A 14,965-nucleotide genomic window follows, 5' to 3' on the forward strand; every position below is an offset into this window, starting at 1 on the left:
GATCCGCTTCCCAGCCGCCCCCTTCCAGCGCCAGGATGTCGGCGGTGGTGCTCACCGGCGCTGCGTTCCGCGGCGAGAAATCCACGGCTCACAGCTCCAGGCGGTAGGCGATCAGCGCGACGCTGGGGTGCGGTTGCCAGTCCCGCTCGGGGATCCGCACGAATCCGAGCCGTTCGTAGAGCCGGTGCGCCCGCAGCATCGTGCTCAGGCTGCACAGCACGACCGCCGCCGCGTCCAGGTCGCGCGCCCGCTCGATGACCGCCCTGGTCAGCGCCTCGCCGATGCCGCGGCCGGTGGCCGACGGGAGGACGCCGAGCATGCGGAACTCCAGTTCGCCTTCGCGGGACAGTTCGGCGAAGGGCGTCCCAGGCCGCACGATGGTGACGGTGCCGACCAGCGTGCCGTCGCCGTCCTCCGCCACCAGGAGTTCGGCTTGTTCGGCTCGCCGGGCGGCGTCGAGAAGTTCGGTGGTGTAACCCACACCTTCGACGAGCACTTCTGCTCCCGCGTACGCGGCCAGCGTGAGTTCTCCGACCTCTTTCAGTTCCTCGGGGCGGGCGGACCGGATCCGCAGGTCACTCATCGCTCTCCTCTTCGTCCGTCGGCAGCGCGAGTTCGGCGGCGGCCTCCGGGCCGCTTTCCAGCAGCACCCGGAAGCCGTTCTCGTCGAGCACCGGCACCTTCAGCTGGACGGCCTTGTCGTATTTCGTCCCCGGCGAGTCGCCGACGACGACGAACGCCGTCTTCTTCGACACCGAACCGGCCGCCTTCCCACCTCGGGCCATGATGAACTCCTTGGCCTCGTCACGGGAGTAGTCGTTCAGCGAACCGGTGACGACGATCGACAGGCCTTCGAGGTTGCGCGGGATGGACTCGTCCCGTTCCTCTTCCATCCGCACGCCCGCCGCGCGCCACTTCTCGATGATCTCGCGGTGCCAGTCGACCTCGAACCATTCCTTCGCGGCCCGCACGATGGTCGGGCCGACCCCGTCGACACTGGCGAGCTCCTCCTCGGAGGCGTTCTCGATCCGTTCCAGCGAACCGAATTCCCGCGCGAGTGCTTGCGCCGCCGTCGGGCCGACGTGGCGGATCGAGAGCCCGACGATGACCTTCCACAATGGACGGTCTTTGACGGTTTCGAGGTTCTCCAGCAGTTTGCGGCCGTTGGCCGACAGCTCCCCCGCCTTGGTGCGGAACAGCTCCACCTGGAGCAGCTTTTCCTCGTCCAGATCGAAGATGTCCCCTTCGTCGTGCACGACACCGGCGTCCAGCAGGGCCACCGCGGCCTCGTAGCCGAGCACCTCGATGTCGAAGACGTTCCGGCTCGCGAGGTGGAACAGCCGCTCCCGTCGCTGCGCCGGGCAGAACTGGGCGTTCGGGCAACGGATGTCGATGTCGCCCTCCTTCTGGTACGCCAGTTCGGTGTCGCAGTTGGGGCAGCGCAACGGCATGACGAACTCGCGCTCTTCGCCGGTGCGCGCGTCGGCCACCGGGCCGAGCACCTCGGGGATGACGTCGCCCGCCTTGCGGATGACGACCTTGTCCCCGATCAGCACGCCTTTGCGTTTGACCTCTTCCTGGTTGTGCAGCGTCGCCATCGCCACCGTGGATCCGGCGACCTTCACCGGCTCCATCACCGCGAACGGCGTGACCCGGCCGGTGCGGCCGACGTTGACCTGGATGTCCAGCAGGGTGGTGATCGCCTCTTCCGGCGGGTACTTGTAGGCGATCGCCCAGCGCGGCGCGCGCGAGGTCGTCCCGAGACGGCGCTGCAGCGCGACCTCGTCGACCTTGATGACGACCCCGTCGATCTCGTGCTCGGCGTCGTGGCGGTGCTCGCCCCAGTACTTGATGTGCTCCAGCAGTTCCTTGCCCGAACTCAGCACCTTGCTGTGCGGTGAGACCGGCAGGCCCCACGCGGCCAGCGCCTCGTACGCCTCGGACTGGCGCTTCGGTTCGAAGCCTTCGCGTTTCCCGAGCCCGTGGCAGATCAGCCGCAGATTCCGGGACTTCGTGATCTTCGGGTCCTTCTGCCGCAACGATCCGGCCGCGGTGTTGCGCGGGTTCGCGTACGGGTCCTTGCCCGCCTCGACCATCTTCGCGTTGAGCGCCAAGAAGTCCTCGACGCGGAAGTACACCTCGCCGCGGACCTCGACCAGCGCCGGGACCGGGAACTCGTCGGTGCTCCGCAATCGCTCCGGCACCTGCTCCAGCGTGCGGACGTTGAGCGTGACGTCCTCGCCGGTGCGACCGTCACCCCTGGTCAGCGCGCGGGTGAGGCGGCCGTTCTCGTACAGCAGGTTGATCGCGAGCCCGTCGATCTTGAGCTCGGCGAGGTACTTCGTCGCGCCGATCTCCTTCTGGACGCGTTCGACCCAGGTCTCGAAACCTTCGGTGTCGAACACGTTGTCCAGGCTGAGCATGCGTTCGAGGTGGTCGTGCGCGACGAACTCGGTGGAGAACGTGCCGCCGACGTTCTGCGTCGGCGACTCCGGCGTCACCAGCCCCGGATACTCGTCCTCGATGGCCTGGAGGTCGTTGAGCAGCTCGTCGAACTGACCGTCGGACACGGTGGGTGAGTCCAGCACGTAGTACCGGAACTGATGCCCGCGGATCTCCTCGGCCAGTGCGCCGTGTCGTTCGCGGACCTCCGCCGGAACGTCGGTGACGTCCTGCGCGACGTCGGCCGTCTCGAGGTCTGAGGGGGTAAGTTCGCTGCTCACGGTAGTGAGCCTAGCCGGGGGTACCGACATTTCCGGGCGCCGGTGAGCCGAGTCGGCCGACCATTTCGCGGAGCTCCAGCAGCGTCAGTTCCCCGTCACGCGCCTCGGTCGCCAGCTCGACGCGGCCCAGCCGTTCGGCCGCGACACGCTCACCCAGCGTGGCGTCCAGCGGCAGGAAGGTCATGGTCGTGCGCGTCTCGGGCCGGAGTTCCTCGATCAGCGGATGGAACACGGTCACGTCCACCCGTCCGGCTGATTCGTCCACCTTCGCGGTCACCCGGACGTCGGCGAGCGCGATCCGGGTCTCGCCGAGGTTGACGGTGACCTCACTCGGGTCGGGGACCGGCGGCACGGAGTCGTGGTACTCCCAGATCGCGTCCTCCGGCGGCGCGGCGGCCTTCCACGCGTCGGTGTACGGGCGCAGTTCCGGGTCCTCCTGACCGGTGAGCACCAGCGAGTAGATCGCGCGGTGCCCCCGGTCGAGGGAGAAATGCAGCCTCGGATGCAGTGCCTCGACGATGGTGCAGAGGTCGTGTTCCACCCGGTGCGGTTCGCGGTCGCCGAGCGCGGCGCTGACCTCCGGCAGGAGTTCGAACCACGCTTCCCAGAACTTCGCCGCCGCGGCCGCCGCGTCCTCGGGGACCGGCTGCTCGGGCCACGCCGTGCGGGGGTCGGGAACGTCCTCGGACTTGCGGGAACGGCGGAACAAACGCATGAAGGGCAGGTTACCGCCCCGCTCACCAGCCTTCAGGTGGTTCGACGAAAGCCTTGCCCGCCTCACGGCTGAGCGTGAGCGCGCGGCGCATCCACTCGGGGGTCGCGCCCGCCAAGCCGCACGCCGGGGTCGGCACGACCCGTTCGGCGAGGATCTCGCGGGGGAAGCCGAGCCTGTCGACCAGCTTGAACACCGGGGTGACCAGGTCGCGCAGCTTCACCGGAACACCGGGATCGGTCGTGGGGACGAGCCCGAGCATCAACGTCGTGCCGTCGTCCAGCGCCTCGCCGATCTCGTCGAGCTGCGCGGGCGAAGCGCCCTTCAACAGAGAGAAGTCGAAGGCGATCGCCTTCGCGCCCGCCGCGCGCAGCAACGAGATCGGCGGCTTCTCGGCGCAGCAGTGCACCGCGACGGGCTGCCCGGTGATGCGCTCCGCCCCGGAAATCACCGTCGCGAGCAGGTTCCGGGCCTCCGGCGCGGGGACCGCGGGAACGGTGCCGTAGCCGGACACCGTCGGCAGATCGCCGCCGAGCACCTCGGGCAGCGACGGCTCGTCGAACTGGACCACCACCGGCGCGCCGAGCCGTGACTTCAGTTCGGCGACGTGTTCGGCCAGGCCGTCCAGCAAGGAAGCGGTGAAGTCGCGCAACGCGCCCCGGTCGGTGAGGATCCGGTGCCCGCGCGGGAGTTCGACGTTCGCGGCGAGCGTCCACGGTCCCGCGACCTGCGTCTTGAAGACCGGCGGCGCGGCACCGGCCTTCTCCCTCGCCTCCTGGACGGCGTCGAGGTCCCAGTTCATCAGGTCGACGGCACGGCGGTGGTCGTGGCCGGGGCGGCCGGCGACCCGATAACCACTCGGCACCACCTCCACGGCGAGATCGACCAGCAGCGCCGCCGTCCGGCCGATGACGTCGGCACCGACGCCGCGCGCGGGAAGTTCGGGCAGACACGGGAATTCGGGCAGTTCGCCGAACACGATCGAAGCGGCCTCGACCGGATCGGTACCGGGCAGGGAACCGATCGCGGTGGCCGCGCCTACAGGCCAAGGTCGTTCGTTCACATCCGGATTCTCCCCTTGGTCCCACTCGGCGGGGCGGCGGGGCCGGGGGAGGACACGGACATTCGCCGCAATTGCCGTCGACGGGCCCGCGGTGGCTCCGAGCGCATTACGCTGACCTGCCATGACGAGCTCTCCACAGCCCGCCGGCTGGTACCCCGACCAGCAGAACCCCCGGGTCTACCGGTGGTGGGACGGCCAGGCCTGGACGGCCGACACGCGGCCGTCCCACGACGCCGAGATGATCGAACTGGACATCGAAGGCGCGCCCGGCCCGGACAAGATCCGGGCGCAGGTGGCGAAGGGGACCCAGGGCCGGAGCGGTGCCGCCACCGGCGGTGGGACGCTGTTCTCCGAACCCGTGCTCGTGGTCAACCAGCGCGCCAAACTCATCGAAATGTCCAACGAGTTCGGGGTCTTCGACCAGAACGGCAACCGGCTCGGCGGTGTCGTGCAGGTCGGGCAGAGCACCCTGAAGAAGGCGATCCGGCTGCTCACGAACTACGACCAGTTCCTGACCCACCGCTTCGAAATCCGCGACGCGAACCACAGCACCGTGCTGAAGGTGACGCGACCGGCGAAGGTGTTCAAATCCCGCTTCCTGGTGACGCGGGCCGACGACTCGCCGATCGGGGAGATCGTGCAGGAGAACGTCTTCGGCAAGATCCGGCTGGGTTTCCTGGTCGACGGCCGGAAGGTCGGCGGGATCTTCGCGGAGAACTGGCGGGCGTGGAACTTCGCGATCAAGGACCACGCCGACGTCGAGATCGCGCGGATCACGAAGACCTGGGGTGGTTTCGTGAAGGCCGCGTTCACCACCGCCGACAACTACGTCGTCGAGATCCACCGGCCGCTGCGGGATCCGCTGGCCTCGATGGTGGTCGCTTCGGCACTGACCATCGATACGGCGTTGAAGCAGGACGACAACTGACGTCGCGTTTAGTCCTCTGAATGCGGTCCTTGCGCGTGCAACTACCGCATTCAGAGGACTAAACGCGGGCCTCGCGAGTGACACGGGTCTCACCCCCATAAGTGGACACTCGGCTTCCGGCGGCTCAAGGTGGAAGAACTGGGCGGCACGCCGGAGTGCGTCCGGGACGGAGGTCACCATGGAGCCGTTGCCAGAAGACGGCGAACGGGACTGGGCCGAGCCGGGCGTCTACACGGTCGCGCCGGGGGTTCACCGGATCCCGCTGCCGTTGCCGCACGACGCGTTGCGCGCGGTCAACGTCTACGTCGTCACCGACGGCACCCGCCTGGTCCTCGTCGACTCGGGCTGGGCGCTGGAGTCGGCACGCGAACGGCTCTCGCGGGGGTTGAAGGCGCTCGGCGCGGACCTCGGCGACATCGACGAGTTCCTGATCACCCACGTCCATCGCGATCACTACACGCTGGCGGTGGAACTGCGTCGCGAGTTCGGCGGCAAGATCGGGCTGGGGAAGCTGGAACAGCCTTCGCTGGCGCGCTCCGGCGATCCGGACCGCTTCCCGATGGAGGCGCAGGTCGGTCTGCTCGAACGCTGTGGCGCGGGCCCCGTGGTCGAGGAACTCGCCAAGGCCTTCGGCGGCCTCCGGCACACCGAGGCGCATCTGTGGGAGCAGCCCGACGAATGGCTCACCGCCGGCAAGCGCACGATCGTGCCCGGCCGCGAGTTCGACATCGTGCACACGCCGGGCCACACGGCCGGGCACGTCGTCTTCGTCGACGACGAGGCGGGACTGGTGTTCTCCGGCGACCACGTGCTGCCGCACATCACGCCGTCCATCGGATTCCAGCCGGTGCCGGTCGATCTGCCGCTGAGCGACTACCTCGACTCCCTGCGCCTGGTCCGCGAGCTGCCGGACCGGCGCATGCTGCCGGCGCACGGCCGGGTGACCGACAGCGTCCACGCCCGCGTGGACGAACTGCTGGAGCACCACCGCGACCGGCTCGAGGTCATGGGCGCGGAGATCACCGCGGACGTCACGACGGCGTACGAGGTCGCGCTCCGGCTGGGCTGGACGCGCAAACAGCGCAAGCTCGGCGAGATGGACCCGTTCAACCGGATGCTCGCCGTCCTCGAGACCGGTTCGCATCTGGATCTGCTGGTGGCGCAAGGGAAACTCACCGCGACCGAGACCGAGGGCGTGCGACACTACGCCGCATGATCATCCGTCAAGCACGCCGCGAGGACGTCGCGGCGATCGTCGAGATGCTCGCCGACGACCAGATCGGCGCCACGCGCGATTCGACCGACGATCTCACGCCGTACCTCAAGGCTTTCGACGAGATCGACGCCGACCCTGCCCAGCTGCTGATCGTCGCCGACGACGACGGGGAGGCCGTCGGCACGCTCCAGCTGTCGATCGTTCCCGGCCTGGCGAGGAAAGGCGCGCTGCGCGGTCAGATCGAGGCGGTCCGGGTCCAGGCGAGCCATCGCGGCTCCGGGCTCGGCGGCGAGCTGATGACGTGGGCGATCGACGAATCCCGGCGGCGGGGGTGCGCGCTCGTGCAACTGACGTCGGACGTGAAACGCGAGGACGCGCACCGGTTCTACGAGCGGCTCGGCTTCGTGGCGAGCCACACCGGCTTCAAACTGAAGCTCTGACCCGCCCGCATTTCGTCCTCTAAATGCGGTGGTTGCACACGCAAGGAACGCATTCAGAGGACGAAATGCGCGGTCTAGCGGGTTCCCGAGATCTTCGCGCTTCCCAGCACCAGATCGCCTTCGGCGGCGTCCGGGCGGTACAGCACGACGACCTGACCGGGCGCGACGCCGCGCAGCGGCTCACGAAGCTGGACGGTCACTTCGTCACCCGAGACCTCGGCGACGGCCTCGACGATTCCGCCGTGCGCACGCACCTGGACGACGCATTCGGTGGGGCCGTCCAGCGGGCGCTCACTCGGCCAGATCGGGCGGTCCGCCTCGATCACGTTCACGCCGAGATCCCGCGCCGAACCGACCTTCACCGTGCCCGAAACCGGCTCCAGCGAAAGCACGTAGCGCGGCCGCCCGTCCGGGGCGGGCGCCTCGATGCCGAGGCCCTTGCGCTGGCCGACGGTGAACCCGTGCACGCCGGTGTGCTCACCCAGCACGGCGCCGGTCTCGGCGTCGACGAGCTGTCCGGGACGCTGGCCGAGCCGCTTCTCCAGGAAGCTCTTGGTGTCGCCGTCCGGGATGAAGCAGATGTCGTGACTGTCCGGCTTGTTCGCCACCGACAGGCCGCGGCTCTCGGCCTCGGCACGGACGTCGGTCTTCCACGAGTCACCCAGCGGGAACAGCGAATGCCGCAACTGCTCCGGGGTGAGCGAAGCCAGCACGTAGGACTGGTCCTTGCCGGAGTCGACGCTGCGCCGCAGCTCCGGCACACCGTCCACAAGGGACAGACGGGCGTAGTGCCCGGTGGCGACGGCGTCGAAACCGAGCGCCATCGCCTTGTCCAGCAACGCCTCGAACTTGATCTTCTCGTTGCAGGTGACGCACGGGTTCGGCGTCCGGCCGGCGGCGTACTCGCCGACGAAGGTCTCGATGACCTCTTCGGTGAACCGCTCGGCGAAGTCCCAGATGTAGAAGGGGATGCCGAGGATGTCCGCCGCGCGGCGCGCGTCACCCGAATCCTCGATCGTGCAACAACCACGGGAGCCGGTTCGCAGCGTGCCGGGCTTCGCCGACAGCGCCAGGTGCACACCGACGACCTCGTGCCCGGCGTCCACGGCGCGCGCGGCGGCCACCGCCGAGTCCACTCCCCCGCTCATCGCGGCCAGTACGCGCATCTTCCTCACACCTCTTGCTTCTGCGTCTGCTTGCGCATGCCGGCCAGTCCCGCCTGCCTCGCCCGGTCGACGACACCCGCGATCTCCCTCGAAACCGCTTCAACGTCTTCCGGCGTCGAGGTATGCCCGAGCGAGAACCGCAGCGAGCCGCGCGCGGCCGCTGGATCGGCACCCATGGCCAGCAGTACGTGACTCGGCTGCGCGACACCCGCCGTGCACGCCGATCCAGTGGAACATTCGATGCCCTTGGCGTCCAAAAGCATCAACAGGCTGTCACCGGCACAACCGGGGAAGGTGAAGTGGGCGTGCGTCGGGAGGCGCTCGCCCTCGCCGCCGTTGAGGACCGCGTCCGGCACCTCGCGCCGGACGGCCTCGATCAGCTCGTCCCGCAGCTCGCCGACGCGCTTGGCGTACTCCTCACGACCTTCGACACTGGCCTTGACCGCGGTCGCGAACGCGATCACCGCGGGGACGTCGAGGGTGCCCGAACGCACACTGCGTTCCTGGCCACCGCCGTGCAGAACGGGGACGCACGCGGTGTCGCGCCCGAGCAGCAGCGCGCCGACGCCGTATGGGCCGCCGAGCTTGTGCGCCGTCAATGTCAACGCGGCGGCGCCGCTCTCGGCGAAGTCGACTCCTACCGCGCCGACGGCCTGGACGGCGTCGGTGTGCAGCGGGATCCCGTGCTCGGCGCAGACGGCGGCGAGTTCGGCGATCGAGTTGACCGTGCCGACCTCGTTGTTCGCCCACATCACGGTGGCCAGCGCGACCGTCTCGGGGCTGTCGCCGATGGCGGTGCGCAGCGATTCCGGCGACACCCGGCCCATCTGGTCGGCCTCGACCCAGACCACCTCGGCGCCCGCGTGCTGCTCCAGCCACTCGACGGAATCGAGGACGGCGTGATGCTCGACGGCACTGCACAGCACCCGCTGGCGCTTCGGGTCTTCGCCGTGACGGGCCCAGAAGATGCCCTTGACCGCGAGGTTGTCGCTTTCCGTGCCGCCGCCGGTGAAGATCACCTCGGAGGGCCGGGCACCCAGCGCCTCCGCGATCACCTCGCGGGCCTCTTCGACCCGGCGACGGGCCCGGCGTCCCGAGGAATGCAGCGCGGAGGCGTTGCCCACAGTGGACAGCGCCTCGGACATCGCCGCTACGGCTTCGGGCAACATCGGGGTGGTCGCCGCGTGGTCGAGATAGGTCATCGCACCCACCAGGGTAGACCGCTCCGGGCCGTGACCAAGCCCACCCTCATCCGGCGGTGGCCTGGGTCATCCCCTCCGGCCACCGGCCGGTCAGCCGCACGCCGAGCAGGGCGAGCCCGGTCAGCAGCACCGCGAGCACCAAGATCGCCACCGAAGGCTCCTTCGCCGAGGCGATCGACGCGAGCAGGACACCGCCCAAACCAATGGTCAGCGCCGAGCCGACCCAGTCCCCGAGCTGCAGCGCCGACGTGGTGAACCCGCGTTCGGCCTCGGGCGAGTAGCGCAGGAGCAACACCGAGATCGCGGGCATCGCGATCCCCATCCCGGCGCCGCCGACCGCCGACGCCACGAACGCCAGCCAGCCGGGGAACGAGGGCAGCGGAACGAAGGCGAAAATCGCCAGACCGGTCGCCACCAGCGCGAATCCGGTCCGCAGGGACGCTTCCCGGGACCAGTCGAGGAACCGGCCCTGCAGCATCGACCCCGCCGACCAGCCGAGCGCGGTCACCGTCAGCGGCAACCCGGCCAGCGCGGGGCTGTAGCCGTGGACTTCGCTCATCGTGAGCGGCAGATAGGCCTCCATCCCCGCGTAGGCGCCCGCGATCAGCCCGCGGGAGACGATCACTGTCGGCAACCCCGGCCGCGATGTCAGGGTGCCCACGGGGAGGAGTTTGCGGAGCGCGTACGCCAGCGCGAGCAGTCCGGCGACCCCGTAGGCCAGCGCAGGCAGCGAAGGATGCTGTGCCGCCCAGGTGAGCGCGGCGACACCGAGTGCGGCGACCACCGCGGGCACGACACCGGCGTGACTCGCGGACGTGCCGGGCACGTGCCGGGGCAGCTTGCGCGTGACCACGACCAGCAGCGCGAGCCCGACGCCGGTCAGCGGGATCAACCCGAGGAACACCCAGCGCCAGCCGACGCTCACCGTCACCACGCCCGCGATCGAAGGGCCGATCACCGCGGGCAGCACCCACGCGGCGGCGTTGGCGGCGTAGATCACCGGTCGTTCGCGGTCGCTGAAGGTGAGCGCGATCAGCAGGGACACCGAAACCAGCAGCAGCCCGGAGCCGAAACCCTGCAAGGCGCGGCCCAGCAGGAGCAACGGCATGTCGTGCGCGAGTCCGGCGACCAGCAGCCCGACGGCGAACAGGCCGGTACCGGCGAGCAGCGCGGGCGCCGGGCCCTTGCGGTCGCCGACGCGGCCGGAAAGGACGGTCGCGACCACGCTGGCGACCAGGAACGTGGTGAAGGGCCAGGCGTACAACGCGAGGCCGTCGAGGTCGGCGACCATCGTCGGCATCGCGGTGGCGACGCCCATGCTCTCGAACGCGATGAGCGTGACCATGAGCAGCAACCCGATCGTGGTCACCCGGTGCTCCGGTGTCCAGAGCACACCCTTCGGCTTCGCCGTGTCCCCAGTGATCGTCATGCCGTGAGCCTGCAACCTCCAGTTCGGTGGAGGTCAAGCGCTGACGGACTCCAGGCGCAGCTCCCGCGCCAGCATCGCGGCTTCGCCCCGCGACGTGACTTCGAGCTTCCCGAGGATCTTCCGCACGTGGAATTTCACCGTGTGCTCGGTCAGCCGCAGCTCTTCGGCGATCTGCCGGTTCCGCTTTCCGCGCGCGATCCCGGCGAGTACTTCGAGTTCACGCGGGTTCAGCCGGTCCAGCGGGCGCAGTTCCGGCATTTCCTGGACACCCAGCGGCAGGACGGCGGTGATCGTGGCGCCCCAGCCGGGTACGGCGTCGACCTCCCAGCGGCCGCCGAGCGGTGTGATCCGCTCGGTGAGGCCGGCGGCGGGCGCGGCGCGGGCGACGTCCTGACCGTCGTCGCGCACGGTGACCAGGAGCGCCTGTCCGTCGAGCTGCCAGGACGCCCGCACGCGGGTGCTGCCCCGCTCCAGCGCGGTGAGCACGAGGCCGCGGGTGACCGTGCGCGCGGTGTGCGCGATATCCTGCGGGAGCGGCCGTTCGTCACCGGGTCCGGCGAGGTCCACGGGCACGTCGCTGTGCCGTACCAAGGGATCCAGCTGAGCGGCGAGGGTGTCGAACGCCGCCGACGCCGGTTCCGCCGAAAGCTCCTGATCGCGGTCGGCGACCGCGCGCAGTTCGATCAGCGCGGCCGCGGCGAGGTCGGTCGCGGTCTGCCGGGCGGCGTCGTCGCCGAGCCGCCGGGACCGCAGCACCGAAAGCAGGGACGCGAGGGTGGTCGCGTGCGTCTGCCCGAGATCGGTGATCGCCCGCGCCCGCGCGGTCGCCGCCGCGATGTTGCTCTCCAGCACCGCGGGCTCGGGGTCGGTGGCGCGCTGTGCGGCGTTCACGCTGACGACGTCCCACAGTTTGGCGACGATTTCGAGCGCGCGATCCGCGGGCGCGTCCTCGGTGGGGACGAGCGCGATCATCGCGCCCTTGCCGATCACCGGGGCCGAGGTGAGGACGACGAGTTTCCGGCGCTCTCCACCGAGTGTCCCGTCGGCGATCACCGCCTGCCCGGGGACGCCGAGTGCGGCGAGCTTCCGCAGCTCCGCGCTCGTGACCGCGCCGGTGATCGACGGATCGCCGTGGACCTTGATCGGCAGGCGGGAGCAGTCACCGGTCTCCATGGCGGCGGCGCGGTGCGGCAGGACGGCAGCGGCCGTCGCGGAAAACCGCGGCAACAGCTCGGGGCGGGGCGCGGCGAGCATGTACTCGACCTGGCTCAGCACATACAGCGGATCCGCCCACTCGTCCATGACTCCACAGTAAGCGTGTTCTCCCGTGGGCACGCTGCTCGCCCGGCTAGCGAACACTGCTCGTCCGAGCGGTTCGGCCGGGGTGCGCCCGCCGGTTGACTGATCGTCAGCGAAGAAATCCGATGAGGAGTGAACATGCGAGCGATCACCATCACCCAGTACGGCGAACCGGACGTCCTGCACACGGCCGAGGTCCCGCTGCCGGAACCCGGCCCGGGACAGGTTCGGGTCGCGGTCAAGGCCGCCGGCGTCAACCCGCTCGACTGGAAGATCCGGTCGGGCGCCATGGCGGAGGTCCGCCCGGTCGAGTTCCCGCACCTCCTCGGCCTGGAACTGGCGGGCGTGGTGGACGCGGTGGGCGAAGGCGCCGGATTCGCCGTCGGCGATGAGGTCTTCGGCTGGTCCGACACCGGCGCGTACGCGGAGTACGCGTTGGCCACCAACGTCACCCGCAAACCCGCCGGACTTTCGTGGCCCGAAGCCGCCGCGCTGCCCGTCGCCGGTGAGACGGCGTTGCGAGTGCTGGGAGAACTCGAGGTCAAGCCGGGCGAGACGGTCGTGATCCACGGCGCGAGCGGCCAGGTCGGCCGGTTCGCGACACAGGCCGCCGTCGCGCTGGGAGCCACGGTCATCGGGCTCTCCGGGGCTTCTTCACTGGATGACGTCAAGGCGCTCGGCGCGGTACCGGTGCAGTACGGCGAAGGCTGGGTTTCGCGGGTCCGCTCGGCCGCGCCCGACGGCGTCGACGCGGTGTTCGACGCGGCGGGCTTCGGTGTCTTGGGTGACTCCGTCGAACTGCTCGGCTCACCCGACCGGCTGATCACCATCGCCGACCCGGCGGCGTACGCGCAGGGGCTGAAGTTCTCGGCAGGCGGTTCGGAATCCGCCGCGGTGCTCGAGGATCTCGTGTCGCGTGAGCTGAAAATCAAGCTGGGGTCGAGTTACGGGCTCGCGGAGGCCGCGGCGGCACACCGGGAGAGCGCGACGGGGCACGCGGGCGGGAAGATCACCCTGACCGTGAAGTGACCCGGCCTCGTGAGTGGTAATGACGGTTAGAACCATCATTACCACTCACGAGCCGGGCACCTGGGCGACCGGCCTTGGCACCGGAGCGGAGGCAGCACGGCGTCGCAGCTGCGCCGGGATCTGCACCCGCCCGAGCGCCGCCTGCACCGCGGATTCCGCCAGCAGGGCCAGTTCCCGCCGGTCCGCGGCGCGGCCCGGCGCGATCTCCGGGCACACGTGCACCTCCAGCACCAGACCGCGCAAGGCGGCGACGCGCCGCAGTGAGGCGATCAGCGACTCCGGTCCGATGAACGCCGGCTGCGTCGTCTCCCGTCCGTCGGCGAGCCGGAAGCGCAAAGCGAGCGGCCGCACCGGGACACCGCCGTCGATCGCCGCCTGGAAGGTCGCCGGGCGGAACCGGCCCGAGCCGAGACCGCACCAGGTGGTGCCCTCCGGCGTGACGCTGACGAGTGATCCGCCGCGCATCGCGTCGGCCAGTTCGTCCATCGTTCCGGGCAGGCTTCGCAGATTTTCGCGGTCGAGGAAGATACTGCCGCCGCGGCGCACCAGCAGGCCGAGCACCGGCCAGGCGCCGACCTCCTTTTTCGCCAGCGCCCGCATCGGCTGGATGGCGTTGACCGCGATGATGTCCAGCCACGAGATGTGGTTGTTCACCACGAGCGCGCCGCGGCCGGGCACGGCGCGGAAACGCTCGTCACCGAGCACACGCAGCTTCACCCCGAACGAGCGAAGAATACCCACGAAAAGCAGGCGCACCAACCGTTCCCGGGGCATACCGCGCAGCACGAGCACCAGCGGCGCCGACAGGAAAGCGCCGAAGATGACGCCGATCGCCGCGGTGAACCGCAGGACGCGGCGCGGGAACGCGACCGTCGGTGCCCCTTCGCTGAGGCATCCCTCGCCACACGGCGACTTCGGCATCCAGGCGTGAGTCATCCCTGCACTCCCAGAAAGAACTTGAGGTACCGCTCGTCGACGTTGTGCAGATCCAGCAGGACGAAGAAGTCCGCGACGCCGAAATCCGCGTCGAGCGCGGGCGGACCGTAGATTTTCGCGCCCAGTCGCGTGTACCCCTTGATGAGCGGCGGCAGGAGCGCCCGCGTCGGCCGCTCGACGTCCTCGAGACGCCAGGGATTCAGCGGCGTCACACGGAGCGACTCGTCCGCGTAGTGCTTGGCGCGCAAGACATCCCAGACACCCGCCGCGTAGCTTCCGCCGTCGGTCAGCGGCACGGACGCGCAGCCGGCGAGGTACCGGTGGCCCGCCAGCAGCATGTAGCGCCCGATCCCCGCCCAGACGAGGCTCACCACGGCACCGCTGCGATGGTCGGGGTGCACACACGAGCGGCCAGTCTCGACCAGCGAGGGACGCAGCGAATCGAGCGCGGTGAGATCGAATTCGCTGTCGGAGTACAGCTTTCCCGCCAGTGCGGCCCGGTCGGGCGGCAGCATCCGGTACGTGCCCACGATCTCGCCGGTGTTGTCGTCCCGAACCACGAGGTGATCGCAGAACTCGTCGAAGTAGTCGACGTCGAGGCCCGGGGTGGGCGAATTGAGCTTAGCTCCCATTTCCTCGGCGAACACCTGATGACGAAGGCGTTGCGCGGCAACGACTTCTTCGTTTCCGTTGGCGACGAGGAGTGAGTACCGCGGCGCGTCTGCCGGGTGTTCGACACCTGCCTGGTCAGTACTGACGAGGAGCTGTGACGTCGTCATGACCCAGGTCTACTCCTCGGGGGGTACCAACGACAATGCGCCC

The 14,965-nt window shown here is 69.6% G+C and carries 14 protein-coding genes; 4 read left to right on the forward strand and 10 right to left on the reverse strand.

Annotated features, from left to right (window positions below; genetic code table 11):
* Positions 1-88: 88 nt before the first annotated feature.
* From ACZ54P_RS09880 to ACZ54P_RS09895, 4 genes are read right to left on the reverse strand one after another with little or no spacing between them, the layout of a single operon-like run.
* A complete protein-coding gene (locus tag ACZ54P_RS09880) occupies positions 89-583 on the reverse strand; it encodes a GNAT family N-acetyltransferase (RefSeq protein ID WP_465461129.1) in 495 nt (164 codons plus the stop codon).
* Positions 576-2,723, reverse strand: coding sequence for an NAD-dependent DNA ligase LigA (gene ligA / locus ACZ54P_RS09885; protein ID WP_465461130.1), 2,148 nt, complete (start codon positions 2,721-2,723; stop codon positions 576-578). Before ligA ends, ACZ54P_RS09880 begins: the two co-directional genes overlap by 8 nt.
* A gap of 10 nt (positions 2,724-2,733) precedes the next feature.
* Positions 2,734-3,438, reverse strand: a complete 705-nt coding sequence (locus tag ACZ54P_RS09890; RefSeq protein ID WP_465461131.1) for a hypothetical protein — start codon at positions 3,436-3,438, stop codon at positions 2,734-2,736.
* Positions 3,439-3,460: 22 nt separating this feature from the next.
* Positions 3,461-4,498 (reverse strand): methionine synthase, encoded by a 1,038-nt coding sequence (locus tag ACZ54P_RS09895; protein WP_465461132.1) that lies wholly within the window; start codon positions 4,496-4,498, stop codon positions 3,461-3,463.
* Positions 4,499-4,619: 121 nt separating this feature from the next.
* Here ACZ54P_RS09895 and ACZ54P_RS09900 point away from each other — a divergent pair, with 121 nt between their 5' ends.
* The 3 genes from ACZ54P_RS09900 (at position 4,620) to ACZ54P_RS09910 (ending at position 7,082) form a co-directional block, all read left to right on the forward strand.
* Complete coding sequence (locus tag ACZ54P_RS09900; protein ID WP_465461133.1) at positions 4,620-5,426, forward strand: LURP-one-related family protein; 807 nt, start codon at positions 4,620-4,622, stop codon at positions 5,424-5,426.
* Positions 5,427-5,604: 178 nt separating this feature from the next.
* Positions 5,605-6,642 (forward strand): MBL fold metallo-hydrolase, encoded by a 1,038-nt coding sequence (locus ACZ54P_RS09905; protein ID WP_465461134.1) that lies wholly within the window; start codon positions 5,605-5,607, stop codon positions 6,640-6,642.
* A complete protein-coding gene (locus ACZ54P_RS09910; RefSeq protein WP_465461135.1) occupies positions 6,639-7,082 on the forward strand; it encodes a GNAT family N-acetyltransferase in 444 nt (147 codons plus the stop codon). The genes ACZ54P_RS09905 and ACZ54P_RS09910 overlap by 4 nt, the downstream gene beginning before the upstream one ends.
* 74 nt (positions 7,083-7,156) lie before the next feature.
* Here ACZ54P_RS09910 and mnmA read toward each other — a convergent pair whose 3' ends face one another.
* From mnmA to ACZ54P_RS09930, 4 genes are read right to left on the reverse strand one after another with little or no spacing between them, the layout of a single operon-like run.
* Positions 7,157-8,248 carry a tRNA 2-thiouridine(34) synthase MnmA gene (gene mnmA, locus ACZ54P_RS09915; RefSeq protein WP_465461136.1) on the reverse strand — a complete coding sequence of 364 codons (1,092 nt, stop codon included), beginning with the start codon at positions 8,246-8,248 and terminating at the stop codon, positions 7,157-7,159.
* A gap of 5 nt (positions 8,249-8,253) precedes the next feature.
* Positions 8,254-9,450 carry a cysteine desulfurase family protein gene (locus tag ACZ54P_RS09920; protein ID WP_465461137.1) on the reverse strand — a complete coding sequence of 399 codons (1,197 nt, stop codon included), beginning with the start codon at positions 9,448-9,450 and terminating at the stop codon, positions 8,254-8,256.
* 46 nt (positions 9,451-9,496) lie between these two features.
* Positions 9,497-10,879, reverse strand: a complete 1,383-nt coding sequence (locus ACZ54P_RS09925; RefSeq protein WP_465461138.1) for an MFS transporter — start codon at positions 10,877-10,879, stop codon at positions 9,497-9,499.
* Between the two features lie 33 nt (positions 10,880-10,912).
* Positions 10,913-12,181 (reverse strand): helix-turn-helix transcriptional regulator, encoded by a 1,269-nt coding sequence (locus ACZ54P_RS09930; protein ID WP_465461139.1) that lies wholly within the window; start codon positions 12,179-12,181, stop codon positions 10,913-10,915.
* A gap of 135 nt (positions 12,182-12,316) precedes the next feature.
* Between ACZ54P_RS09930 and ACZ54P_RS09935 the strand changes: the two genes are divergently transcribed.
* Positions 12,317-13,207 carry an NADP-dependent oxidoreductase gene (locus ACZ54P_RS09935; RefSeq protein ID WP_465461140.1) on the forward strand — a complete coding sequence of 297 codons (891 nt, stop codon included), beginning with the start codon at positions 12,317-12,319 and terminating at the stop codon, positions 13,205-13,207.
* A gap of 45 nt (positions 13,208-13,252) precedes the next feature.
* Here the strand turns inward: ACZ54P_RS09935 and ACZ54P_RS09940 are convergent, their stop codons facing one another.
* Both ACZ54P_RS09940 and ACZ54P_RS09945 read right to left on the reverse strand, forming a co-directional pair.
* Positions 13,253-14,143 carry a lysophospholipid acyltransferase family protein gene (locus ACZ54P_RS09940; protein ID WP_465461141.1) on the reverse strand — a complete coding sequence of 297 codons (891 nt, stop codon included), beginning with the start codon at positions 14,141-14,143 and terminating at the stop codon, positions 13,253-13,255.
* Entirely contained in the window at positions 14,140-14,922 is a 783-nt protein-coding gene (locus ACZ54P_RS09945) for a GNAT family N-acetyltransferase (protein WP_465461142.1), read from the reverse strand. The genes ACZ54P_RS09940 and ACZ54P_RS09945 overlap by 4 nt, the downstream gene beginning before the upstream one ends.
* Positions 14,923-14,965 lie beyond the last annotated feature (43 nt).

The sequence above is a fragment of the Amycolatopsis sp. NPDC034160 genome (assembly GCF_055575355.1).

Coding starts and splice junctions, on each gene's coding strand:
- ACZ54P_RS09880 (WP_465461129.1), bottom strand. CDS start 583: ATGAGTGACCTGCGGATCCGGTCCGCCCGCCCCGAGGAACTGAAAGAG.
- ACZ54P_RS09890 (WP_465461131.1), bottom strand. CDS start 3,438: ATGCGTTTGTTCCGCCGTTCCCGCAAGTCCGAGGACGTTCCCGACCCC.
- ACZ54P_RS09900 (WP_465461133.1), top strand. CDS start 4,620: ATGACGAGCTCTCCACAGCCCGCCGGCTGGTACCCCGACCAGCAGAAC.
- ACZ54P_RS09905 (WP_465461134.1), top strand. CDS start 5,605: ATGGAGCCGTTGCCAGAAGACGGCGAACGGGACTGGGCCGAGCCGGGC.
- ACZ54P_RS09910 (WP_465461135.1), top strand. CDS start 6,639: ATGATCATCCGTCAAGCACGCCGCGAGGACGTCGCGGCGATCGTCGAG.
- mnmA (WP_465461136.1), bottom strand. CDS start 8,248: ATGCGCGTACTGGCCGCGATGAGCGGGGGAGTGGACTCGGCGGTGGCC.
- ACZ54P_RS09920 (WP_465461137.1), bottom strand. CDS start 9,450: ATGACCTATCTCGACCACGCGGCGACCACCCCGATGTTGCCCGAAGCC.
- ACZ54P_RS09925 (WP_465461138.1), bottom strand. CDS start 10,879: ATGACGATCACTGGGGACACGGCGAAGCCGAAGGGTGTGCTCTGGACA.
- ACZ54P_RS09930 (WP_465461139.1), bottom strand. CDS start 12,181: ATGGACGAGTGGGCGGATCCGCTGTATGTGCTGAGCCAGGTCGAGTAC.
- ACZ54P_RS09935 (WP_465461140.1), top strand. CDS start 12,317: ATGCGAGCGATCACCATCACCCAGTACGGCGAACCGGACGTCCTGCAC.
- ACZ54P_RS09940 (WP_465461141.1), bottom strand. CDS start 14,143: ATGACTCACGCCTGGATGCCGAAGTCGCCGTGTGGCGAGGGATGCCTC.
- ACZ54P_RS09945 (WP_465461142.1), bottom strand. CDS start 14,922: ATGACGACGTCACAGCTCCTCGTCAGTACTGACCAGGCAGGTGTCGAA.